Source organism: Mangrovibacter yixingensis (assembly GCF_020523985.1).
Lineage (GTDB): Bacteria > Pseudomonadota > Gammaproteobacteria > Enterobacterales > Enterobacteriaceae > Mangrovibacter > Mangrovibacter yixingensis.
The window spans coordinates 1669852-1692764 of record NZ_JAIVKM010000001.1; the positions used below are offsets into that span (position 1 = coordinate 1669852).

Below are 22913 nucleotides of genomic sequence, written 5' to 3' on the forward strand. Positions count from 1 at the left end.
TTAATTACGGGCTTAATTATCGGCTGTGAATGGCAAGGTCGCCCGGCATGGTTTTATGCATACGGTGCCAAATTTCACCACTTTCCCGTCCGTAGGTACGCACAACGTCATAGACCTGGTCTACCAGGCCATCTTTACAGATAGTGGCTAATTTGTGGTAGAAACCTAACGCAAGATTACGGGCTTCCGGGCTCGAGAAATAATGGCGGCCAATGCGGGTATACAACCCCTTCATCCCATTAAGGATCAAACCATAAATGGGGTTGCCGGAAGCAAATGCCAGGCCACGAAATATGTTGTAATCCAAATCAGCAAACGCGTCAGCATGGTCTTCCACCGCATTGGCTTTATCCAGAACCTGCGTTGCCTGGTCCGGATGCTGACGAAATGCTGTGCGAATAAAAATAGTCGCAATATTGGTACGCACTGACAGCAGGTTATCAATTAGCTGTGGCACGCTGTCGTGATCGAGGCGGGCCAGCGTTTCCAGGATATTGAGCCCGGACGTTTCCCAGAAATTGTTCACTTTGGTTGGCTTACCATGTTGGATAGTTAACCAACCATCCCGAGCCAGGCGTTGCAAGACTTCACGCAGAGTCGTTCGCGTTACGCCAATAAGCTCTGACAGCTCACGCTCTGCTGGTAAGATGGAGCCGGGTGGAAACCGATTATTCCAGATACTTTCAATGATGTACTCTTCAGCGAAACCCGCCGGGCTTTGCGCCTTAATGACCATAGAGTTATTTCCAGTTACACAAGTTCTGCAAAATACACTCATCATACCAGATGCCAGTAACGCCAGATACCCTGGCACCACGGTAAAAAAGGGATCTCAGTATTATTTCCGCCAACTTTACGTTGCGGCCAATCTGGCTTCGCCCTTGATCCAGCGATGGCTGCCGGGTAACCTGAGCAAAGTAAAAAAAACAACTCAATATTTTATGTCGAGGAATAACATTTAATCCATGGAAATATCTATTGGCCGTGCGTTATACCGCAATTTTCTTGGCCAGTCCCCAGACTGGTATAAGTTGGCGCTACTCATCTTCTTGGTTATCAACCCCCTTTGTTTCTTTTTCATCAGCCCGTTTGTTGCTGGCTGGTTATTAGTAGCAGAGTTTATATTCACCCTGGCTATGGCCCTGAAATGCTATCCGTTATTACCTGGTGGTTTGCTGGCTTTCGAAGCCCTGGTAATTGGGATGACAACGCCCGAGCGTGTACGCCATGAAATAGCAGGTAACCTGGAAGTCATTCTGCTGCTGATTTTTATGGTGGCAGGTATCTATTTTATGAAACAGCTGCTGTTAACGATTTTTACCCGGTTGCTGCTCGGTATTCGTTCTAAAGTCATCTTGTCTATGGCTTTCTGCCTGGCAGCAGCATTTATGTCGGCATTTCTCGATGCCCTGACAGTTGTCGCTGTTATCATCAGCGTGGCGGTAGGTTTTTATGGCATCTATCACCAGGTGGCTTCCAATAGTGGAGAAGAAGGCAATATTCTTGATGACAGCAGCCTGGAAACAGACAGCAGAACCATCCTCGAACAATTCCGCGGATTTTTACGCAGCCTGATGATGCATGCAGGGGTGGGCACAGCACTGGGTGGCGTAATGACCATGGTGGGCGAACCGCAGAACCTGATCATTGCCAGTGCAGCTGGCTGGCATTTTAAAGACTTTTTGCTGCGCATGGCGCCTGTAACCATTCCGGTGCTATTTTTCGGTGTTATCACTTGTGTGTTGTTAGAAAAGACCCGCACCTTTGGTTATGGTGACCCACTCCCCGAAAAAGTTCGCCAGATACTCCAGGACTATGAACTACGCAGCAGCAAAAAGCGTACACGCCAGGACACCGTGCGCCTGGTTGTTCAGGGAATCATTGCAGTATGGTTGATTGTCGCGCTGGCTCTGCACTTAGCTGAGGTTGGCCTGATTGGTTTATCGGTGATTATTTTCGCAACAGCGTTGTGCGGTGTAACCGATGAACATGCAATCGGAAAAGCGTTTACCGAGGCCCTGCCTTTCACGGCTTTGTTAACCGTGTTCTTTTCGGTCGTTGCCGTTATTATCGACCAGCACTTATTTACCCCAATCATTCAGTTTGTACTGAATGCCAGCCCCCACGCGCAGCTCTCCTTGTTTTATTTATTTACCGGCGTGCTGTCATCCATTTCTGATAACGTGTTTGTCGGAACGGTTTACATCAACGAAGCCAAAAGCGCACTGGAAGCAGGGGTCATTACACTTAAGCAATATGAAATGCTGGCGGTTGCCATCAATACTGGCACCAACCTGCCATCCGTTGCCACACCCAATGGCCAGGCAGCATTTCTGTTTCTGCTTACCTCAGCACTGGCACCCTTGATTCGCCTCTCATATGGGCGGATGGTTATCATGGCATTGCCTTACACTATTGTCCTGACTTTGGTAGGGTTGTTCTGCGTTGAATTCACGCTGATTCCTATGACTGAGTGGATGCAAGTGCATCACTGGTTCACTTCGCCAACCTTATCAATGGTGGAATAACAAAAGGTCAGTTATTGCAAAAGAACTCACAAGCGGGGTTCTTTTGCAGGTTCAGATTTTCTTACGCTATTGTTTGATATTTCGCTGGCGCAATCAGTAAGTTGGGGTAGACTGCCACACAGTGATATATCCGGGATAAAAAATTATGTTGCGATATTTAAACCAGTGTTCACGTGGCCGTGGAGCCTGGCTATTAATGGCATTGACGGCATTAGCACTGGAATTGACGGCTCTGTGGTTTCAACATGTTATGAAATTACAGCCTTGCGTTATGTGTATTTATGAACGTTGCGCTTTGTTTGGTATTTTAGCCGCATCACTGGTGGGTGCTATTGCCCCCAAAACACCTTTGCGCTTTGTGGCGATGATTATCTGGGTTTACAGTGCTGTACGTGGGTTACAGCTTTCCTGGGAACATACCATGTTGCAACTTCACCCATCGCCCTTTGCTGTGTGCCCTTTCAAGGTAGATTTTCCAACCTGGTTACCACTTGATCAATGGGTGCCACAAGTGTTTGTCGCGACAGGAGACTGCTCCGTACGCCAGTGGCAATTCCTTACACTGGATATGCCACAATGGCTGGTAGGGATTTTTGCAGCTTACCTGGTTATGGCCGTGCTGGTTATCATTGCGCAGCCTTTTAAACCGAAAAGACGCGACCTGTTTGGCCGCTAAGCAATTGTATATATTAAAGGGAGGCCGCAGCCTCCCTTTAATTTTGCATCACGTTCAGGAAATTACTGGTGAGTTTGGCGTTTCGCCTCAATATTACGCAATGCCGTTATCACATCAGCCACAATAAAACACATGCCAATTATGATACAAATAGCAGCGACCGGGATCAGTGGCAAAGGGTCATGTAATACGCCGTACGCATCAACCACTGGTGGGAAAACATAATAAGCAGCTAAAAATGCGCCAGTAGCCACTAAGAAAGCGAATATCCAAATACCTCGAATCCACTTTTGCATGTTATTCGTTCCTGATGGTATCAAAACAAACAGAAAAGCAACGCGACAGGAAAACTCATAGGCCAGGTTGCCCCGACTAACAACGCGCTTAATCCCCGAATAACTGGCCTTTCCTTTGCCAAAAAAAACGTAATCAGCGTGCATAAAAATGCCATTACGCCATAAAAAACCAACATCTTCTGGTAAATTGTCATAGTTTCACACAAAACGTCACTTGACTTGCTGGCGTAATATGCGCGTTTTGTTGACTCAGATCAAGTTTATCACTCTGAGATTTACTACTGCAGCGGTGAGTCGGTAAAAAAGGCCTATAAAACAGGGTGAACGGCCAGATACCCGCTATCATAAGACAGGCTATCAATTTAAGACGGGAGCAGAATTATTTCTCCCACTCCGGCTTATTCAAAATATGCTCTTCCCAGTCACGCACATCTGATTCACGCACAGCAATATGGCGCACTGAAATGCGCTCAGCATGCATTGCCGCTTTAGAACCAGTACGCAATGGATGCCAGATTGGAAGCGGTTTGCCCTCACCCACCAGGCGGTAAGCGCAAGTGGGTGGTAACCATTCAAACTGTGTCAGGTTTTCACGCGTGAGCTTGATACAGTCGGGCTCATATTCAAAGCGGCGGGAATAATTACGGCACTGGCAGGATTTGATATTAAGCTGCTGGCAGGCAACATTGGTAAAATAAATTTCGTCAGTATCTTCATCCTGCAATTTGTGAAGACAACATTGCCCACACCCATCACACAACGACTCCCACTCAGCATCACTCATCTGCTCCAGGGTTTTCACTGCCCAAAATTCTTCTGCCGCCATTATTTAGCCCACCATCAAAAATAAGCTGCACCTTATAAACACTCTGCACCCAGGATGCAAGTCTTTAAATTGATGACCTGGGCACTACAACACTCGAGTAGATACCGACTTCCCGTCAAAAACCACTTCCAAATTATCACCGCTGTTTAGCGGGCCAACCCCTTCCGGCGTACCAGTGAGCACTACATCACCAGGGCGTAAGGTGAAATATTTGCTCATATAAGCAATTAACGGAATGATCGGCGTGATCATATCTTCCGTATTCCCTTGCTGGCGCCATTCGCCATTAATTTTTAACCCTAAAACTGTATTTTGTGGATTATTAGCAAAATCTTTAGCCGGGATAAAACCAGACATCGGGCAAGCGTTATCAAACCCTTTCGCTTTTTCCCAAGGCCGCCCCGTTTTTTTCAGTTCCGCCTGAACCTGGCGCAAAGTCAGATCAAGTGCCACACCATAACCCACAATACCCTGAATAACCTGCTCGGTAGTTGCCTGACGTAAGGTAGTACCAATGAGTACCGCTAATTCGACTTCATGATGGATTTCACCCAAACCTTGCGGCAGTGCCAATGGCTGTTTCAAATCACACAATGCTGTTTCTGGCTTAATAAACAGTACAGGCTCTTGCGGGGTTGCACTGCCCATCTCTTTGATGTGCTTTGCATAATTACTCCCCACACAGACCACTTTATTTACTGGATAATCGAGCAAACAGCCCTGCCAGTCATGATGCTGATACATGCTAATCCCCTGTAAAATGTTTTTACCTTGTTGATAAAACAACTATTGCGGTGAGCGTGGGGTGTGTCAATGACAAAATAGTAAGGTGATGAAAGAAAACAGGCAGCAGGGAAATACGCTGCCTGGCAGGAACATTAATTTTTATCCTGTACTTCGCGATGCTGCTTGAGTAAGTCCTCTACCGGAGGTGGTATTTGTAAATAATACCCTTGTGTTTCCAGGGCTTCTCTTACGGTATCAATATTGGCATTAGCCAGCTTTTTATCACCATTGAGTGGTAAGAGCATGGTCATAATAGGCTTTCCAAAACCCGCCATTAGCGCTTCCGGCACCCGGGAGAAATCGTCTTTTTTTTCAACATAAAGATAAGTCTGGTCGCGCTTGCTACTTCTATAGATCACACAAAACATGTTTTTTACTCTGAATCATTCGTTGGTGACTTGCTTCAACATATTCTGAACTATAACATGCCTGCTATGCTTGGGATATCGTCCCGTATTTTCGGGAATTTAAACTGAATTGAGTAAGGCCAGGATGTCAAATTCGCCCATTGAACTAAAAGGCAGTAGTTTTACACTCTCCGTGGTTCATTTGCATGATGCAAACCCCGCGCTTATCCGCAAAGCTCTTGAAGACAAAGTGGCCCAGGCCCCGGCATTTTTAAAAAATGCACCCGTTGTTGTGAATGTAGCCGATGTTGATGGCGCAATAATCTGGCAGCAAGTTAATGAAGCTGTTAGTGCATCGGGTTTACACGTTGTAGGTGTCAGTGGTAGTAAAAACCCGCAATTTAAAGCGCAAGTAGAATTGGCGGGCCTTCCTTTGCTAACTGAAGGCGCTAAACCCCCTCGCCCAGTACGTGAAGCAAAGCAAGACACGCCTCCTGCAACGCCTGAAGTCACCGTTTCCAGAACACGTCTGATTGATACCCCGGTACGTTCCGGGCAACGTATCTACGCTCAGCACAGTGATCTGGTTGTGACAAATCATGTGAGTGCCGGTGCTGAACTTATTGCCGATGGTAATATTCATGTATACGGCACCATGCGAGGACGGGCACTTGCTGGCGCAGCAGGTGATAAAGACGCACAAATATTTTGTACTCACCTCGTTGCTGAGCTGGTCTCAATTGGTGGGGTCTACTGGCTGAGTGACCAGGTTCCAACAGATTATTATGGTAAAGCGGCACGGCTAAAGCTGGTCGGCGGCGCTTTAACGGTTCAACCTTTATACTAAATAAGCCCTTTAACAAGGAACTCCTCTATGGCACGCATTATTGTTGTTACATCGGGTAAAGGGGGCGTTGGAAAGACTACGTCCAGCGCGGCCATCGCTACAGGTCTGGCCCAAAAGGGAAAAAAGACCGTTGTTATCGATTTCGATATTGGTCTGCGTAATCTTGATTTGATCATGGGTTGTGAACGTCGTGTGGTTTATGATTTCGTTAATGTGATTCAGGGCGACGCAACTCTCAACCAGGCGCTGATTAAAGACAAACGTACCGAGAACCTGCATATTCTTCCCGCCTCGCAAACACGTGACAAAGATGCACTGACTCGTGAAGGGGTTGGCAAGGTTCTGGACGAACTGAAAAAAATGGAGTTTGATTTCATTGTCTGCGATTCACCTGCGGGCATTGAAACCGGGGCGTTAATGGCACTCTATTTTGCAGATGAAGCCGTAATTACTACGAACCCTGAAGTCTCTTCTGTGCGTGACTCTGACCGCATACTCGGTATCCTTTCATCTAAATCTCGCCGCGCTGAAGCTGGCGAAGACCCTATTAAAGAACACCTGCTATTGACTCGCTACAATCCGGGGCGGGTTAATAAAGGTGATATGTTGAGCATGGAAGACGTGCTTGAGATTCTGCGCATTCCGTTGGTTGGTTTGATTCCCGAAGATCAGTCAGTTTTACGTGCATCAAACCAGGGTGAGCCTGTAATTCTTGATACTGAGTCAGATGCAGGTAAAGCCTATGCCGATACAGTAGACCGCCTGCTGGGTGAAGAACGTCCTTTCCGCTTCATTGAAGAAGAAAAGAAAGGTTTCCTCAAACGCCTGTTCGGAGGATAAATTATGGCACTGCTCGACTTTTTTCTTTCACGAAAAAAGAATACCGCCAATATTGCAAAAGAGCGCTTGCAGATAATTGTGGCAGAACGTCGCCGTAGCGAAATGGAACCCCAATATCTGCCCCAGTTAAAACGCGATATTCTGGAAGTGATTTGTAGGTATGTGAAAATTGACCCTGAGATGGTCACTGTTCAGTTAGACCAGAAAGGTGATGATATTTCAGTTCTGGAATTGAACGTCACACTCCCCGAAACTGAAGAAACCAAGTAACACTGGCTATACACCCACGCAATTATATGTGGTGCCCGCCTGAACAGGTTCTAACGCAGCCTGTTCAGGCACTGACTGTTGCGGGTTAATACTGTGCCAGTAAAGGCTTCAGGGAATCAGCCAGTAACTTTGCTCGCCAGCCATTTGTCAGCTCCGGTTTCAGGCCGGGCTTAAGTTGCCAGTGCCAGTTCAGTAACTGATTTATCTGGCGGCGCGATGCCAGCAATTCCGGGCTCAGACCACACTGTTCCCCAACCTGTTGTACAACAGCTTTAATCGCCTTAAAGGCTTTACGGTAGCCAGGCATATCAATCAGGCTGCTAATGGGCGCTGGCAGGTCGCTTTCGGGTATTTCCTGAGCCTTTTCAACAAGGCTGAGTAACGTTTTGCCATGATAGCGAATTTCGCTGCCATTAAGCCCCATGCCATCCAGCTCACCAAGTGAACCCGGTAAATAGCGAGCGACCGACAGCAAGTTTTCTTCTTTAACAACGAAGTTAACCGCCAGGTCACGTTTACGGGCTTCACGCAAGCGCCAGGACGCCAGAAGTTTGAGGCAACCCAATTGCCGTGGACGCAATTGCCACGCATTGCTAATGTCGCGCCAGGCCTCTTCCGGGTCAGTGATATCGCTGCGGCGCTGCATCATAAGCTGGCATTCGTCCAGTGCGGCATCCAGCCAGCCACTCTGTTGCGCTTCCTGATAAAGCTTGCCTGCCAGCGGCAGTAAATACCAGACATCAGCCGCAGCATACTCACACTGTTTAGTACTAAGCGGCCTGGCCAGCCAGTCGGTGCGTGCTTCACTCTTGTCCAGCACCACACCATCATATTTTTCAACCAGTTTGGCAAACCCCGTAGAAAGGGGCATTCCCGTAAAAGAAGCCAGCACTTGTGTGTCTATCATATTGACGGGCAAATTACCAAAACTGTGAAGAAAGACCTCAAGGTCTTCACTGCCAGCATGGAGATATTTGACAATATCAGACTGAGTAAGCAACGAAATAAAGGGTTGCCAGTTAGTTATATTCAACGGGTCAATTAGTGATAAACGCTCCCCATCAAACATTTGTACTAACCCCAGTTGCGGGTAAAAGGTTCTGGTGCGGACAAATTCAGTATCAAGCGCGAGGGTTGTATGACTGGCAGCGGCCTGGCACACTTCTTCAAGGGATGAATCATTTGTAATTATCTGATAGTTCAAAACAATTTCTCTATCTTTAGCTCATTACCCAAAAAAAACGCCGGGATCACCCGGCGTTATGGGAGATGGATTAAATTCTCAGGGCTTATTGTCACCTGCCTTCAGCACTTCGTCACGTAATTCTCGCCGTAAAATTTTGCCTACATTCGATTTAGGCAATTCTGAACGAAATTCAACCTGCTTAGGCACTTTATAACCTGTAAGGTGCCGACGACAAAACGTTATCAGTGCTTCTTCAGTTAATGAATCCTCTTTTTTTACAACAAAGAGTTTCACCATTTCACCACTGGCCTCTGATGGCACACCTACTGCTGCCACTTCCTGAACACCGCTATGTTGCATCACAACATCTTCGATTTCATTAGGGTACACATTAAACCCCGAGACCAGGATCATATCTTTTTTGCGATCGACAATACGCATAAAGCCTTCATCGTCCATGACGGCTATGTCACCGGTACGTAGCCAGCCATCCTGCAAAATTTCATCTGTTGCATCAGGGCGGTTCCAGTAACCCTCCATCACTTGAGGGCCTTTCACGCAGAGTTCACCAGGTTCGCCAGGCTTAACGCAATCACCATCGTCATTCACCAGACGAACATCCGTGGAAGGTACTGGCAAGCCTATGCTGCCACTGTGATAATCAATATCATGAGGATTTACGCTCACCAATGGTGAACATTCTGTGAGGCCGTATCCTTCAAGCAAATAGTGCCCGGTTAGTTTTTCCCAACGTTCAGCCACAGCGTGCTGCACCGGCATACCGCCACCAGCAGCTAAATTTAGCGTTGAGAAATCTAGCTTCTGGAACTCTGGGTTGTTAAGCAATGCATTAAATAAAGTATTCACACCCGTCATGGCAGTGAATGGATATTTGGCCAGTTCTTTAACCAAACCTGGAATGTCGCGTGGATTGGTGATAAGCAAGTTCTGCCCACCAAGCTCAATAAACAGCAGGCAATTCATGGTTAATGCAAAGATGTGATATAGCGGTAGCGCTGTGACCACCAGCTCTTTTCCGTTGAACAACAAGGGCCCATAGGTTGCTTTAACTTGCTCAATATTCGCGAGCATATTGCGATGAGTAAGCATTGCCCCTTTCGCCACCCCAGTGGTTCCGCCAGTATATTGCAGGAATGCCAGCGACGTATTTTCCAGTTCAGGTTTCACATATTGCATGCGATATCCCTGATGCATGGCGCGACGAAACGAAATAGCATCAGGCAAGTGATACTTTGGAACCAACCGCTTAACGTATTTGACGACAAAGTTAATTAACGTGCCTTTTGCCGTAGAAAGCTGGTCCCCCATGCGCGTCAGAATCACATGTTTTACTGGGGTATTTTCAACCACTTTTTCCAGTGTGTGGGCGAAGTTAGAAACAATGACTATCGCAGTGGCACCACTGTCTTTCAGTTGGTGTTCCAGCTCACGCGGGGTATACAATGGGTTAACATTCACCACAACCATTCCCGCCCGTAAAATACCAAACAACGCGACGGGATATTGCAGCAAATTCGGCATCATCAACGCAACCCGGTCTCCCGGTTTCAAACCGAGCCCTTCCTGAAGGTAAGCTGCAAATGCACGACTGCGTTCCTCCAGTTTGCGAAATGTCATGGTTTCACCCATGTTGATGAATGCTGGCTGGTCGGCATAACGCACACAGGCGTGTTCAAACAATTCAACCAGGGATTGGTAACGATCGGGATTGATCTCAGCCGGTACATCTTCCGGGTATCGGTTTAGCCAAACCTTCTTCAACGCATCACCTCTGTATGTTGTATTTATCGTCATCGCAACCCCAGAAACAAACAAATAATTAACATTATATTAACTCAGCGTACCAGTTAACTCTGTCACGCTGTGTACAGGTTGCGAAGCGCGTCACTAATTATTTTTCCGTCCATGAAAACAAAGAAACAGCGACAAAGTCACTGTTTCTAAATACTCAAACCCGGACCTCTGTTTAACTGATTATTCAGTCACAACTGATTCGACACGTGCCGGACCATAGTTGTAATACCCCCATGGAGCCGGGCGCATCCGTAAGTGGTAACCCGCCCCCCACATCCATGGGTCAACGACATCTGGCGGGCTTACTACCTGCTGCACTACACGCCAGCGCTTGAATCCATCCGCTTTCATGACCATCCAGGTATACTGGCTCTGGCCAATTTTGCCTTTTTCGGTTCCGGTAATCGGCCCGACAACAGTAATAAGGTGCCCTCGGTAATCAACCGGGTCGAGGAACCCCGCAACATCAGCATATATACGCCCAATGGACGCCTGACCGAGTACAGGCCTCGCACCATCGTCCAGAGGCATCACAGCAATCTCAAGGCGCGTTTTACCATCCAGATTCTGCAAGCCAATCACTTTGCCCCCGAAACGCGCTTCTTCCCCAACATACAGAGAAGGCGCATTCATCACCCTGACTAAATCCATTTGCGGAGTTGGGCTGGTGCCTTTTATAGCATCCGGTACACTCACACAACCGGTTAATAGCAGGCAAGCTGCAAGCCCCAAACCGTAAATACCGCGACGCACTGAAAAACCAGCCATGAAAAACTCCTTACTCAAAAAGCAAGTGCTGTTATTCCCGACCTGGTAATTTTTTCCAGGCCACTTCATTTCTCAGGTACACAGGCTCAGATTGCTCAACCGCCAAAGTTTTATGCTGCTCAACCGCCTGAATGGCAAACGGCAGCATGTCCTCGGCCATCGGTAAAGTAACGCCCGCGGATGTTACTGACAGACCGGTATCCTTTGCCATTTCTGGCCAGGCTTCCCAGCCAGTGCCTACAGTCACCCATTCACCTTCGAGTTGCTGTAAACGTGCCGTCACCGCTTCAGGCTTACAGACACATTCTGTTTCTTCTCCATGCCACTGGCCTTGCGCATCACGCTGATATTCAGCCCAATAAACTTCGCCCATACGCGCATCAATAGCGCATAACACCCGGGTTGCCCCAGATAAACGAAACGCGCCCTGCGCCATGGTAGCCAGTGTGGAAACGCCTGCCAGCGGCAATTGCGCGCCAAGTGCCAGCCCCTGGGCAATACCGATACCAATTCGTACACCAGTAAAACTGCCAGGCCCACGCCCAAAAGCGAGTGCATCAACATCTGACAAAGAAACGCCACTCTGGTTCAGTAAGTCCTGCACCAAAGGGAGAATACGCTGTGTGTGCTCGCGCGGGCACAGCTCAAAGTGGGCATATGTTTTACCGTCGTTCCACACGGCGACAGAACATGCTTCGGTGGCGGTATCAATAGCCAAAATTCGCATGGGTGGTACTAACCTCAGGAAAAAGACAATTACAAAATGGCGCGCATTCTAGCACACCCCAGGGGAAATTACTCCGCCGGGCTTTGGCACAAAAACGCCGCGGCCAGTGCGATGTCACGCGTGCGCGGTGCATCGGGCAGGCTTGCGAGAAAAACTTCACCATAAGGGCGCATCACTAACCTTGGATCGCAAATAACTAACACGCCCCGGTCGCTGGTATCACGAATCAATCGCCCTACCCCTTGCTTTAGGGTAATTACGGCTTCAGGCAATTGCACCTCATCAAAAGGCTCACCACCACGTAACCGGCAATCTTCCATACGTGCTTTCAATAACGGGTCATCGGGTGATGTAAACGGTAGCTTATCAATAATAACCAGTGACAGTGCATCCCCTCTCACATCCACACCTTCCCAGAAACTGCTGGTTGCGACCAGTAAGGCATTCCCGGCAGCAATAAATTGTTCCAATAATTGTGCTTTACTGGTCTCCCCCTGCAGCAGGACAGGGAGTGTCATAGTGGCGCGAAATTGTTCGGCCAGATCACGCATCATGGCGTGAGAAGTACATAACACAAAACAACGGCCATTATTCGCTTCTATCAATGGACGCAGCATAGCCGCCAGCTTACGACCACTACCGGGTTTTCCTGGTTCAGGTAAGCCGCGAGGCACACATAACAGCGCCTGGTGTGCGTAATCAAATGGGCTTGGCAGCAGTAATGTTTGTGCGTTTTCAAGGCCCAACCTGTCAGTGAAATGGTGTAAATTATCATTTACTGAAAGCGTTGCAGAGGTAAACACCCAACACCCTTTTTTCTCTTTAATCACTTCGGTGAATTTATCTGCCACACTGAGCGGTGTCAGTGCCAGGGTAAAGTTACGGCTGGAGCACTCATACCAGTAGCTGTAACCTGTCTGGCCAGTCTCTTTCAGCCGTTTTAACCGCGCACGGTATAAGGTCACTCGTTCAAAAGCCGCATCCAGCAATGCAGAGCGGCCAAGTGATAATTTTGCTACGTCGTAACATAACTCAAGGGAATCATCCAGCAGCAGCAAAGCCCGTTGAACGGCCCCATCAGCCAGTAAATCACGTAAATTCCCACGAAAACCCGGTTCACCTAACTGCATGCGGAAATCCAGCGTGCTCTGGGTGAGCCGGTCGGCGCACTTCATCAATTGCTGCGTGTCTTTTACTTCTGTGCGGTAAGCAATGGCAATGTCTTTTGCGACATCAAGCAACTGGCGGCTTGAAAGCGATTGTCCAAAATACTGACTGGCGATGTCAGGTATCTGGTGTGCTTCATCAAAAATGGTGACATCAGCATCAGGAATAAGCTCGGCAAACCCACTGTCTTTGACGACCATGTCAGCCATAAACAGATGATGGTTTACCACTACGATGTCCGCATCCATCGCTTTTTTACGGGCTTTAACCACATAGCATTCTTTATAGCGCGGGCAGTCGGCGCCCAGGCAATTATCATTGGTACTGGTTACCAATGGCCAAACAGGTGCATCTTCTGCCACACCATGGCAAGTGCTGGTATCACCATCTTCGGTTTCACTTACCCACTGGCGCAAAACCATCAAATCGCTCAGAGTTTGTACCGGTAAATCACCCCCGGCCAGCACTTGCTGTTCCAGGCGCTCAAGGCATAAATAATTGCTTCGGCCTTTGAGCAATGCACGCAGGCCAGTGTAACCCAGCGCCTTGGCAATAGTAGGTAAATCCCTGCTGAACAGCTGGTCCTGCAACGCCTTTGAGCCAGTGGAAATAATCACCTTTTTACCTGCCCGCAAAGCGGGGGCAAGGTAAGCATAAGTCTTCCCTGTTCCGGTACCGGCTTCAACAACCAGTGAATGGCTATTAGTAATTGCTGCACTGACAGCCTGTGCCATCAACCTTTGAGCTTCACGCGGTTTAAAACCGCTAATGGCCTGTGCCAGTTGCCCATCTGACGCAAAATCGTCTGCCACGTTTCCCCTCCCTAATGCCTGGCTGGCAGGCGTAAAGTGATGCCGATTATGTCAGGGGTGGGAAAGTTGTGCCAGTCATGGTGATTCTGACAAAACATTGTGGCACTCTGTGGGATTGTTTAAGAGTTATCGAGGAAAAAAGATGACGATTGTACGCCTTAATGCCGAAGACCGTTGGTCTGACGCTATCATCAACAATGGAACGATGTACTTTACCGTAGTCCCGGAAATTGACGGGGCCGATGCGCAACAGCAAGTTGAGAACTGCCTTGGGCAAATTGAAGCGATGTTGCAGGAACGCGGTGGGGATAAAACCCGCCTGATAGACGTAACAGTGTTCCTTGCAGACAGAAACGATTTTGCCGCACTTAACCACGCCTGGGATGCCTGGGTCGTGAATGGCAAAGCCCCCGTGCGCACAACCGTTCAGGCACTGCTTATGAACCCTGACTGGAAAGTTGAAATTAAAGTGATTGCAGCGATTTAAAACAGGCCCCGGACAGGGCCTGCTCACGGGCTCTGTCAGCTTTCTGGTTCGTCATCGTCTTCAAAACGAACCGGAATTGCTTCACCAGTAAAGGTTTCACGTATTTCTTTCGCAACCAGCGCAATGGCCTCGCCACTGCTCATACCCTGAGCCATCAAGGACTGAATACGTTCAACAGCCTTTTGTTGCTCTTCATGGCTTAATGCGGGTAAACCTGCAAACATAATCAACTCCTGATAAATTAACGTCTGATTATTTCATGCTGCCCGGCACAAAGCCAGATAACATGAATACTGTTACTCTTAATATTGTACTGAAGACGATTATCATGCCTGCTGAGTTACACCGCCTGTCCCTTCCCTGGCACAAAGATGCTATCACGCGTTACTTTGCTGCACTGAGCGATAAAACATGGGCAATGCTGCTCCATTCTGGGAATGCTGAGCACCCTTACAGCCGCTTCGATATTTTAGTTGCAGAGCCTTGCGCCACACTGGTGAGCTGCAATGGCTTTTCTGAATACAATGACGGGCAAAGCATCACCTCACTTCATGGTGACCCTCTGGCACTTCTGGATGAGTTAGTTCGTCGCTTTCCATTTAATCCAGCCCCAGATGAATCATTACCTTTTCAGGGTGGTGCGTTGGGTCTTTTTGGCTATGATCTTGGCCGCCAGTATGAACGCTTGCCATCCCATGCTGAGGCTGATTTGCATACGCCAGATATTGCGGTAGGTCTTTATGATTGGGCTCTTATTGCCGACCACCAAAACCAATCACTCACACTTATCAGTTGGCAGGATGTGCATAGCCGCCTGACATGGTTGAAATCTCAGTTACCACCAAGCCCGCGACCTTTTCATTTGACCTCGCCCTGGCAGTCAAATATGACTCAAGCAGAGTATCGAGCAAAGTTCAGTCAGATTCAGCACTGGCTGCATAGTGGTGATTGCTATCAGGTTAACCTTGCACAGCGTTTTTCCGCCCGTTACCAGGGTGATGAATGGCAGGCGTATCTGGCGCTAACAGAAGCTAACCGGGCACCTTTTAGCGCTTTTTTACGCTTACCCGGCAGTACCATACTGAGTGTTTCGCCTGAGCGGTTTATTTACCTGCATGATAAGCACATTCAGACACGGCCCATCAAGGGGACATTGCCCCGCTTGCCAGACCCGGTTGCAGATAAACATCAGGCTGAACGGCTTGCTACTTCAGGCAAAGATCAGGCAGAAAATCTGATGATCGTCGATCTGATGCGAAATGATATTGGCCGTGTGGCTGTTCCAGGGTCTGTGAGTGTTCCTGAATTATTTGTTGTTGAGCCTTTCCCGGCTGTACATCACCTGGTCAGCACAATAACGGCGCGGTTACCGGATGATAAACATGCCTGTGATTTGCTACGCGCCTGTTTCCCTGGTGGCTCGATTACCGGCGCGCCTAAAATTCGCGCGATGGAGATAATCGAAAGCCTTGAACCAAATCGGCGAAATGCTTGGTGCGGTAGCATCGGTTATCTGAGCTTTTGTGGCTCAATGGATACCAGTATTACCATCCGTACCTTAACCGCTGAACAGGGCTACCTGCATTGTAGCGCTGGGGGAGGTATCGTGGCAGAAAGTGAAGCTGATGCGGAATATCAAGAAACATTTGATAAAGTCAGCCGTATCCTTGGCGTATTAACGGAGTAACTGATGCACCTGAATGATTTATCTATGGAGATGTTTTTGTCCCGCTTTCAGTTGTTGCAACCAGGCACAAATGAAGTGTCACGCAATGCCCGCCAGGCTGCGGTGCTGGTGCCGGTTATCCGTCGGCCACAACCGGGGTTACTCTTGACGCGCCGCTCTCCCCTTCTGCGCAAACATGCAGGCCAGGTTGCATTTCCTGGGGGCGCAGCAGACAGCACTGACCAGTCGCTGGTAGAAACCGCATTACGGGAAGCCTGTGAGGAAGTCAGCATTCCTCCTGCTGCGGTTGAAATCATTGGTGTGCTACCTGCGGTGGACAGCGTCACGGGTTTTAGTGTCACACCGGTTGTCGGTGTTATCCCGCCAGGTATTCATTACCATGCAAACCAGGATGAAGTGGCTGATGTGTTCGAAATGCCACTCTCAGAAGCATTACGGTTAGCCCGCTATCACCCACTGGATGTGTATCGGCATAACAATGCGCATCGGGTCTGGCTTTCGTGGTATCAGCACTATTTTGTTTGGGGGATGACAGCCGGGATTATCCGCCAGGTCGCGTTGCAAATCGGTATGGATGCCTGAGTTGTAGCCTGGGATGTCTTTTGCGCATTACAGGTTTTTCCCATTAGCCAAATTGAGTGTATTCATTAGTTAAATTCATGTGAATAGTTTCCTCCCGGTAGCGATAACCTCTTACACTTAGCCCAGTTTTCTGCCTATATCAGTGGTTATCCAGGAGTGAATGCGTGATTAGTGTTTTCGACATGTTTAAAGTGGGTATCGGCCCGTCCAGCTCTCATACTGTCGGCCCCATGAAAGCAGGTAAACAATTTGCCGATGACCTGGTTACCCTTGGGCTGATTGACCGGGTGAGCCGTATTGCTGTTGATGTGTATGGCTCATTGTCACTGACCGGCAAAGGGCACCATACGGATATAGCCATCATTATGGGTCTTGCTGGTAACCAACCTGATAACGTCGACATTGATACCATACCGGCATTTATTCGTGATGTAGAAAACCGTGGGCGGTTGTTAATCGCAGGCGGGCAGGCAGAAGTGGATTTTCCTAAAGATGATGGTATGCGTTTTCACAGCGAGAATTTGCCCCTTCATGAAAATGGTATGCAAATCCACGCATGGGACCAAACATCACTCATTTACAGCAAGACCTGGTACTCAATTGGTGGCGGTTTTATTGTTGATGAAGAACATTTTGGTCAGGCCGATACTTCCCCGGTAACAGTTCCTTATCCCTTTGACTCGGCCAAATCGCTGTTGGCCCACTGTAAAGATACCGGGTTGTCTCTTTCCGGGTTAGTGCTGAAAAATGAGTTGTCATTACATTCACGCAAAGACATAGATGAATACTTTGATGTCATTTGGCATACCATGCGCGCCTGTATTGACCGTGGCATGAATACCGAGGGCGTGTTACCCGGCCCACTGCGTGTTCCCCGCCGGGCATCTGCACTACGTCGCTTATTGATGTCCAGCGGCAAGCTTTCCAACGACCCAATGAACGTTATTGACTGGGTCAATATGTTTGCACTTGCTGTTAACGAAGAAAATGCTGCTGGTGGCCGGGTGGTCACAGCCCCGACTAATGGTGCCTGCGGCATCGTTCCGGCGGTGCTCAGTTATTATGATCACTTTATTGAATCAGTAAGCCCGGATATCGCAATCCGTTATTTTCTGGCAGCGGGTGCCATTGGCACATTATTCAAAATGAATGCGTCTATTTCCGGTGCGGAAGTCGGCTGCCAGGGCGAAGTGGGCGTCGCCTGTTCGATGGCTGCGGCTGGTTTGGCTGAATTACTGGGCGGCAGCCCGGAGCAAGTCTGTGTCGCAGCCGAAATTGGCATGGAACATAACCTTGGGCTGACTTGCGACCCAGTGGCAGGCCAGGTTCAGGTTCCCTGCATTGAACGTAATGCAATAGCGGCCGTTAAAGCTATTAATGCGGCTCGTATGGCGTTACGCCGCACCTCTGAGCCACGTGTTTCGTTGGATAAAGTTATCGAAACTATGTACGAAACTGGCAAAGACATGAATGCAAAGTACCGTGAAACCTCCCGCGGAGGTCTCGCTATAAAAGTTCAGTGTGACTAACTGCTCTTTACTTCCCCGCCAGCAGTCCTGTTCCTAATGCGGCCCTGCTGGCGGTATTTACTCTGTGATACCGCAAACATAGGCAGGATAATTTCGCAACTATATGGTTATTTCCACTACACTAAAATTATTCTGAATTACCATCAGGTTACTTAAGGCAAACTGGCATGCACACCGCCCAACGGATGGTTTACCAGCATCAACGCAAACGGATTATCATCTGCCTTATTCTTGGGTTATTGGTGGTAGTGGCGACACTTTCAATCTGCTTTTTCCTGAATAAAACCACTCACCGGGCTGAGCATTTCACACTGCAACAGCAGACACGTGACGCACTGGACACCACACTTGCCCCGCTGATGGCACTACATCTACCCACTTCACTCTATTCAGAACACTGCGATGATGCCTCACTGCCATTGCGTGAGTATGTAGTTGCCCGGCCTTCGCTTCGTGCTGTCGCCCTTGTTAAGAATGGAGTGGTAACTTGCTCAAGCTTGTTAGGTGAGCGCCATGTTCCTCTTAGCAGCCACCAGAAGTGGTTCCCATTGGCAACGCCTTATATCTGGCTCGAAAAGGATAATCTGTTACCACAGCATGATCCTGTTCTGGCAATCTGGTTACCCACCACTGCCGATGGCATGAACGGTAGCTTGCAAGTGGTAAACATTGGTTACCTGGCTGATTTGCTCTGGGTGACGCAATCGGGGTCCGGTGAAAAGCTTGCTATCGGCGTGGGTGATACCTGGTTTATCCATAGTGAAGGCCTTGCCCATGCGCTGGAACCCAAACGTGGTGAAACCATTTCAACGATACCGTCATCCATTCACGGGATTTCTATTTCATTAATTGGCCCATCCATAACCCGGCTTGCCATTAGAGATCTCCCTTCTCAACTTCCTCTGGCATTACTCTGCTCTCTGTTTGCTGTCTGGGCTATTTTGATAACCACCACCAAGCGGCTGAGCTTCACCCGCGAATTGCAAACCGGGATAGCTCAAAAAGAGTTTGTGCTTTACTGCCAGCCACTGTTCAATTCTGCAACACTGACATGTACTGGTGTTGAAATTCTGTTGAGGTGGGATAACCCTCGCCAGGGCCCGATATCCCCCGAAACATTTATTCCCATTGCAGAAGAAATTGGTCAGGTTGCCAGCCTGACACGTTACGTGCTGTATGAAACCGCCATTCGTTCTGCCTGCTTCCCTACAGAAGCGGATTTCCATATTGGTATTAATGTCGCGGCGCATCATTTTCGCCGTGGGGAAATACTGGCGGATATTAAGCAATACTGGAATGCTCACAAACCGGCACAGCAACTGGTGATGGAGTTGACGGAACGAGACAAGCTGGAGGACGAGGATATCCAGTATATCGCTGCAATGAAAACACTGGGTGTTAAGCTCGCAATTGATGATTTTGGTACCGGCCACAGTTCCTTACAGCGCCTTGAAATGCTTGAACCGGATATTCTCAAAATTGATAAAAGTTTTGTTACCGCCATTGGCTCGGGGGCAGTCAACACCCCTATTATTGATTTGATTGTCGCTCTTGGGCATCGCCTGCACATCGATATGATAGCGGAAGGAATTGAAAGCCAGGAGCAGGCAAAATATTTACGCGAGCATGGCGTGTCAACTCTGCAGGGATTTCTTTATGGCGAACCCCTGCCGGTTGAAGAGTTCAGTGAATGGCTGGCCCGCTATCAGCAGGCCGGCCCGTCACCAGCAGGGGATTAACCATGAAATGTTTACTGTGTATCCGTCAGCATGGGATCACGCTCAATATGCACCCTTTCAACCCGGTACTCATTAACTTCCAAAATAGTAATGACCAGTGAGGCAATATACAGCTTATCGCCCTTCTGGGGCATTTTACCTTCGTGCGCAATCACCAAACCCGCGACCGTTGCAACATTGCTTTCCTCAGTCAGGCGTTCTTCAAGCCCAAGGTAGTTCTCCAGCGCATGTAAATCAGTGCTGCCTTTAACCAGTAATCCGTTGTTCTCTGGCTGAATATCCAGGGTTTCATCCGCATCTGGGAATTCACCAGCAATGGCTTCTAACACATCCAATGGTGTAACCAGCCCCTGTATGACACCAAACTCGTTACTGACAATAACAAAACTACCGCGGGATCTGCGCAGTATACCCAGCAGGCTGATTGGATCTAATGTTTCCGGCACAACTATCCCTGGGGAAGAAGCAGCAACAGAGGCAAGGTCTTCGCCTTTATTGAGAGCCACCAACAACGATTTTGCTGTAACCACGCCGATCAATTCATCCAGCTCACCCCGGCAAACAGGAAACAAGCTGTGTGGTGATGACATCAGTTGGTCACGAACTTCATCTGGCTGGCGCGTTACATCCACCCAACTCATTTCATTACGGGGCGTCATGATAGTTCGTACTGAACGTGATGACAGGCTCAATACGCCATTAATCATATAGCGCTCTTCTTCAGCAAACAGCTCTTCCTGGCGTTCCGGTAAAGGATGCTGCACTACAGGGCCTGACTGACTACGTTTACCCATCAACTTCAGGATTGCCCGGGCAGTTCTGGCTCGCCTCGGTAGGTGCGCGTGTTGCCGTACCGCATTGCGGTGAGCTAGCTGGTTAAAACTCTCAATAAGCACGGAGAAGCCGATCGCCGCATACAAGTAGCCTTTAGGAATATGGAAGCCAAAACCTTCGGCGACCAGGCTCAGGCCAATCATCAGCAAAAAGCTCAGGCATAACACCACTACTGTCGGGTGTGCGTTAACAAAAAGCGTCAACCGACGGGATGCCAGTAACATGATTACCATTGCGATGACAACCGCTGCCATCATCACTGGCAAGTGGTTAACCATACCCACAGCAGTAATTACTGCATCGAGGGAGAAGACTGCGTCCAGTACAACGATTTGCAGCACTACAGTACTAAAACTTGCATACCCGTTACCGTGGCTATCATCATGGGGCCGATTTTCCAGGCGTTCATGTAATTCAGTGGTCGCTTTGAACAACAAAAACAACCCGCCAGCCAGCATTATCAAATCCCTGCCAGAAAATGACCATGACGCCACACTAAACAGAGGCGTTGTGAGTGTCACTACCCAGGAAATAAGCGAGAGTAATAGAAGACGCATGACAAGCGCGAGGGACAACCCAATAACACGAGCCTTATCCCGTTGTGCCGGAGGCAATTTATTAGCCAGGATGGCAATAAACACCAGATTGTCGATGCCCAGAACAATCTCCAGCACCACCAGGGTCAGCAAGCCAACAACGACCGAAGGATCCATTAATATTTCCATCAATGATGACTCCTGCAGCCTCTGGCAGATAGCGGCAAAACAGCGCTGAAGCGTTTTTTGGGTAGTTCACCACCTGAGTGGCTCAAGGAAGCACAATAAACACCCGGACGGGCAGAAAGGAAGGTAAAGAAGCGTCGGTGACGATCCATATAGTAGGGCTTACCCTGCACTCCAATTGTAAAAAGAGCAATCATCCTAACAATAAATTATAACTTTTGCTTAATTTTTACCTAAGCTTGCAATAAAACCCTCACTTTTCTTCAAGATACTTAACTCTGCAACTGAAAATTGAGTTATCAGTAAATTAACGACCTGAGTCACATAATTTATTTTTTTACTATCTAAAATAAATCTCGCTGATGATTTCATTACTTAATCAATTCATAACGTTGATATTTTGCATCCCCATAGTGTTTAAAGGGCGAACAGGAGGTAGCAAGTGACCATTGCTATTGTCATAGGCACACACGGTTGGGCAGCTGAGCAATTGCTCAAAACTGCTGAAATGTTGCTTGGCGAGCAGGAAAACGTAGGCTGGATCGATTTTGTTCCCGGCGAAAATGCGGAAACCATTATCGAAAAATACCAAGCTCAATTGGCGAAACTGGAAACAGGAAAAGGGGTACTTTTTCTTGTGGATACTTGGGGTGGGAGCCCATTTAATGCAGCCAGCCGAATTGTTGTAGACAAAGAAAACCATGAGGTTGTTGCCGGGGTTAACATCCCCATGTTAGTCGAAACGCTGATGGCGCGTGACGATAACCCTTCATTTGATGAACTGGTCAATATTGCTGTAGAAACGGGCCGTGAAGGTGTGAAAGCACTGAAAGCACAGCCTGTAGCAAAACCTGCCAAACCCAAACCTGCGGCTGCACCAGCAAAACCCATGACTGATGCAGATTATATGGTGATTGGCCTGGCGCGAATTGATGACCGTCTGATTCACGGCCAGGTCGCTACACGCTGGACCAAAGAAACCAATGTTAACCGAATTATCGTGGTCAGTGATGAAGTTGCTGCTGATACCGTCCGTAAAACATTGCTCACTCAGGTGGCTCCTCCTGGGGTAACCGCCCATGTTGTAGACATCGCCAAAATGATCCGTGTTTACAACAACCCCAAATATGCAGGTGAACGTGTCATGTTGTTGTTCACCAATCCAACGGATGTCGAACGCATTGTTGAACAGGGGGTAAAAATCACAACCGTCAATATTGGGGGGATGGCCTATCGACAAGGAAAAACACAGGTAAACAACGCCGTCTCCGTTGATGAGAAAGATATTGAGGCATTCCGCAAGCTGAATGCACGGGGCATAGAGCTGGAAGTTCGCAAAGTTTCCAATGACCCGAGACTCAAGATGATGGACCTCATCAATAAAGTCGGAAAGGAATAATTACGCTTTCGAGCCGTCACCCTGGGTGACAACGGGTTCGTTA

General features: G+C 48.4%; 24 protein-coding genes. 11 read left to right on the plus strand and 13 right to left on the minus strand.

Translation table 11 applies throughout. From position 1 onward, the window contains the following. Positions 1-16 precede the first annotated feature (16 nt). Positions 17-736, minus strand: coding sequence for a fatty acid metabolism transcriptional regulator FadR (fadR, locus tag LC084_RS07705; RefSeq protein ID WP_226570593.1), 720 nt, complete (start codon positions 734-736; stop codon positions 17-19). Positions 737-965: 229 nt separating this feature from the next. Here fadR and nhaB point away from each other — a divergent pair, with 229 nt between their 5' ends. After that, positions 966-2528, plus strand: a complete 1563-nt coding sequence (nhaB, locus tag LC084_RS07710) for a sodium/proton antiporter NhaB (RefSeq protein WP_226570594.1) — start codon at positions 966-968, stop codon at positions 2526-2528. Positions 2529-2673: 145 nt separating this feature from the next. Further along, positions 2674-3204, plus strand: coding sequence for a disulfide bond formation protein DsbB (gene dsbB, locus LC084_RS07715; RefSeq protein ID WP_226570595.1), 531 nt, complete (start codon positions 2674-2676; stop codon positions 3202-3204). Between the two features lie 62 nt (positions 3205-3266). Here the strand turns inward: dsbB and LC084_RS07720 are convergent, their stop codons facing one another. From LC084_RS07720 to LC084_RS07740, 5 genes are all read right to left on the minus strand, one after another. Then, positions 3267-3500 (minus strand): DUF3955 domain-containing protein, encoded by a 234-nt coding sequence (locus LC084_RS07720; protein WP_226570596.1) that lies wholly within the window; start codon positions 3498-3500, stop codon positions 3267-3269. A 20-nt stretch (positions 3501-3520) separates the two neighbouring features. Continuing rightward, positions 3521-3694 carry a GhoT/OrtT family toxin gene (locus LC084_RS07725; RefSeq protein ID WP_226570597.1) on the minus strand — a complete coding sequence of 58 codons (174 nt, stop codon included), beginning with the start codon at positions 3692-3694 and terminating at the stop codon, positions 3521-3523. 185 nt (positions 3695-3879) lie between these two features. Then, on the minus strand, positions 3880-4326 hold the full coding sequence (locus tag LC084_RS07730) for a YcgN family cysteine cluster protein (RefSeq protein WP_226570598.1): 447 nt from the start codon (positions 4324-4326) through the stop codon (positions 3880-3882). Between the two features lie 84 nt (positions 4327-4410). Continuing rightward, the gene (locus LC084_RS07735; protein WP_226570599.1) at positions 4411-5070 is read right to left on the minus strand and encodes a fumarylacetoacetate hydrolase family protein; all 660 of its coding nucleotides are present in this window, start codon (positions 5068-5070) and stop codon (positions 4411-4413) included. Between the two features lie 134 nt (positions 5071-5204). Further along, positions 5205-5480 (minus strand): YcgL domain-containing protein, encoded by a 276-nt coding sequence (locus LC084_RS07740; RefSeq protein WP_226570600.1) that lies wholly within the window; start codon positions 5478-5480, stop codon positions 5205-5207. Between the two features lie 124 nt (positions 5481-5604). Here LC084_RS07740 and minC point away from each other — a divergent pair, with 124 nt between their 5' ends. The 3 genes from minC to minE are packed head-to-tail and all read left to right on the plus strand — an operon-like array spanning position 5605 to position 7416. Then, positions 5605-6306: a septum site-determining protein MinC gene (minC, locus tag LC084_RS07745; RefSeq protein ID WP_226570601.1), complete on the plus strand. Its 702-nt coding sequence runs from the start codon at positions 5605-5607 to the stop codon at positions 6304-6306. A 27-nt stretch (positions 6307-6333) separates the two neighbouring features. Continuing rightward, positions 6334-7146 (plus strand): septum site-determining protein MinD, encoded by an 813-nt coding sequence (minD, locus tag LC084_RS07750; RefSeq protein ID WP_036107324.1) that lies wholly within the window; start codon positions 6334-6336, stop codon positions 7144-7146. A gap of 3 nt (positions 7147-7149) precedes the next feature. After that, complete coding sequence (minE, locus tag LC084_RS07755) at positions 7150-7416, plus strand: cell division topological specificity factor MinE (protein WP_064594084.1); 267 nt, start codon at positions 7150-7152, stop codon at positions 7414-7416. A gap of 85 nt (positions 7417-7501) precedes the next feature. Here the strand turns inward: minE and rnd are convergent, their stop codons facing one another. The 5 genes from rnd to LC084_RS07780 all read right to left on the minus strand — a co-directional run bounded on the left by rnd (position 7502) and on the right by LC084_RS07780 (position 13891). Further along, positions 7502-8620 (minus strand): ribonuclease D, encoded by a 1119-nt coding sequence (rnd, locus tag LC084_RS07760; RefSeq protein ID WP_226570602.1) that lies wholly within the window; start codon positions 8618-8620, stop codon positions 7502-7504. 78 nt (positions 8621-8698) lie between these two features. Then, complete coding sequence (gene fadD / locus LC084_RS07765; RefSeq protein WP_226571171.1) at positions 8699-10384, minus strand: long-chain-fatty-acid--CoA ligase FadD; 1686 nt, start codon at positions 10382-10384, stop codon at positions 8699-8701. Between the two features lie 213 nt (positions 10385-10597). Continuing rightward, a complete protein-coding gene (locus LC084_RS07770; RefSeq protein WP_226570603.1) occupies positions 10598-11185 on the minus strand; it encodes a Slp family lipoprotein in 588 nt (195 codons plus the stop codon). A 31-nt stretch (positions 11186-11216) separates the two neighbouring features. Continuing rightward, complete coding sequence (gene tsaB / locus LC084_RS07775) at positions 11217-11912, minus strand: tRNA (adenosine(37)-N6)-threonylcarbamoyltransferase complex dimerization subunit type 1 TsaB (RefSeq protein ID WP_226570604.1); 696 nt, start codon at positions 11910-11912, stop codon at positions 11217-11219. Positions 11913-11980: 68 nt separating this feature from the next. Further along, a complete protein-coding gene (locus tag LC084_RS07780) occupies positions 11981-13891 on the minus strand; it encodes an ATP-dependent DNA helicase (protein ID WP_226570605.1) in 1911 nt (636 codons plus the stop codon). A gap of 142 nt (positions 13892-14033) precedes the next feature. Between LC084_RS07780 and LC084_RS07785 the strand changes: the two genes are divergently transcribed. Beyond that, positions 14034-14378 (plus strand): RidA family protein, encoded by a 345-nt coding sequence (locus LC084_RS07785; RefSeq protein ID WP_226570606.1) that lies wholly within the window; start codon positions 14034-14036, stop codon positions 14376-14378. A 35-nt stretch (positions 14379-14413) separates the two neighbouring features. On the opposite strand, the gene LC084_RS07790 is transcribed toward LC084_RS07785, so the two are convergent. Further along, positions 14414-14602 carry a YoaH family protein gene (locus tag LC084_RS07790; RefSeq protein WP_226570607.1) on the minus strand — a complete coding sequence of 63 codons (189 nt, stop codon included), beginning with the start codon at positions 14600-14602 and terminating at the stop codon, positions 14414-14416. Positions 14603-14706: 104 nt separating this feature from the next. On the opposite strand from LC084_RS07790, the gene pabB reads away from it, so the two are divergent. From pabB to LC084_RS07810, 4 genes are all read left to right on the plus strand, one after another. Further along, on the plus strand, positions 14707-16065 hold the full coding sequence (pabB, locus tag LC084_RS07795) for an aminodeoxychorismate synthase component 1 (RefSeq protein ID WP_226571172.1): 1359 nt from the start codon (positions 14707-14709) through the stop codon (positions 16063-16065). 3 nt (positions 16066-16068) lie between these two features. Further along, positions 16069-16647, plus strand: coding sequence for a CoA pyrophosphatase (locus LC084_RS07800; protein WP_226570608.1), 579 nt, complete (start codon positions 16069-16071; stop codon positions 16645-16647). 164 nt (positions 16648-16811) lie between these two features. Then, positions 16812-18176: an L-serine ammonia-lyase gene (gene sdaA, locus LC084_RS07805; RefSeq protein ID WP_226570609.1), complete on the plus strand. Its 1365-nt coding sequence runs from the start codon at positions 16812-16814 to the stop codon at positions 18174-18176. A 167-nt stretch (positions 18177-18343) separates the two neighbouring features. Beyond that, a complete protein-coding gene (locus LC084_RS07810; RefSeq protein ID WP_226570610.1) occupies positions 18344-19915 on the plus strand; it encodes an EAL domain-containing protein in 1572 nt (523 codons plus the stop codon). An 11-nt stretch (positions 19916-19926) separates the two neighbouring features. On the opposite strand, the gene LC084_RS07815 is transcribed toward LC084_RS07810, so the two are convergent. Then, positions 19927-21474 carry a TerC family protein gene (locus tag LC084_RS07815; RefSeq protein ID WP_226570611.1) on the minus strand — a complete coding sequence of 516 codons (1548 nt, stop codon included), beginning with the start codon at positions 21472-21474 and terminating at the stop codon, positions 19927-19929. A 439-nt stretch (positions 21475-21913) separates the two neighbouring features. Here LC084_RS07815 and manX point away from each other — a divergent pair, with 439 nt between their 5' ends. Continuing rightward, positions 21914-22870, plus strand: a complete 957-nt coding sequence (gene manX / locus LC084_RS07820; protein WP_226570612.1) for a PTS mannose transporter subunit IIAB — start codon at positions 21914-21916, stop codon at positions 22868-22870. Positions 22871-22913: the final 43 nt, after the last annotated feature.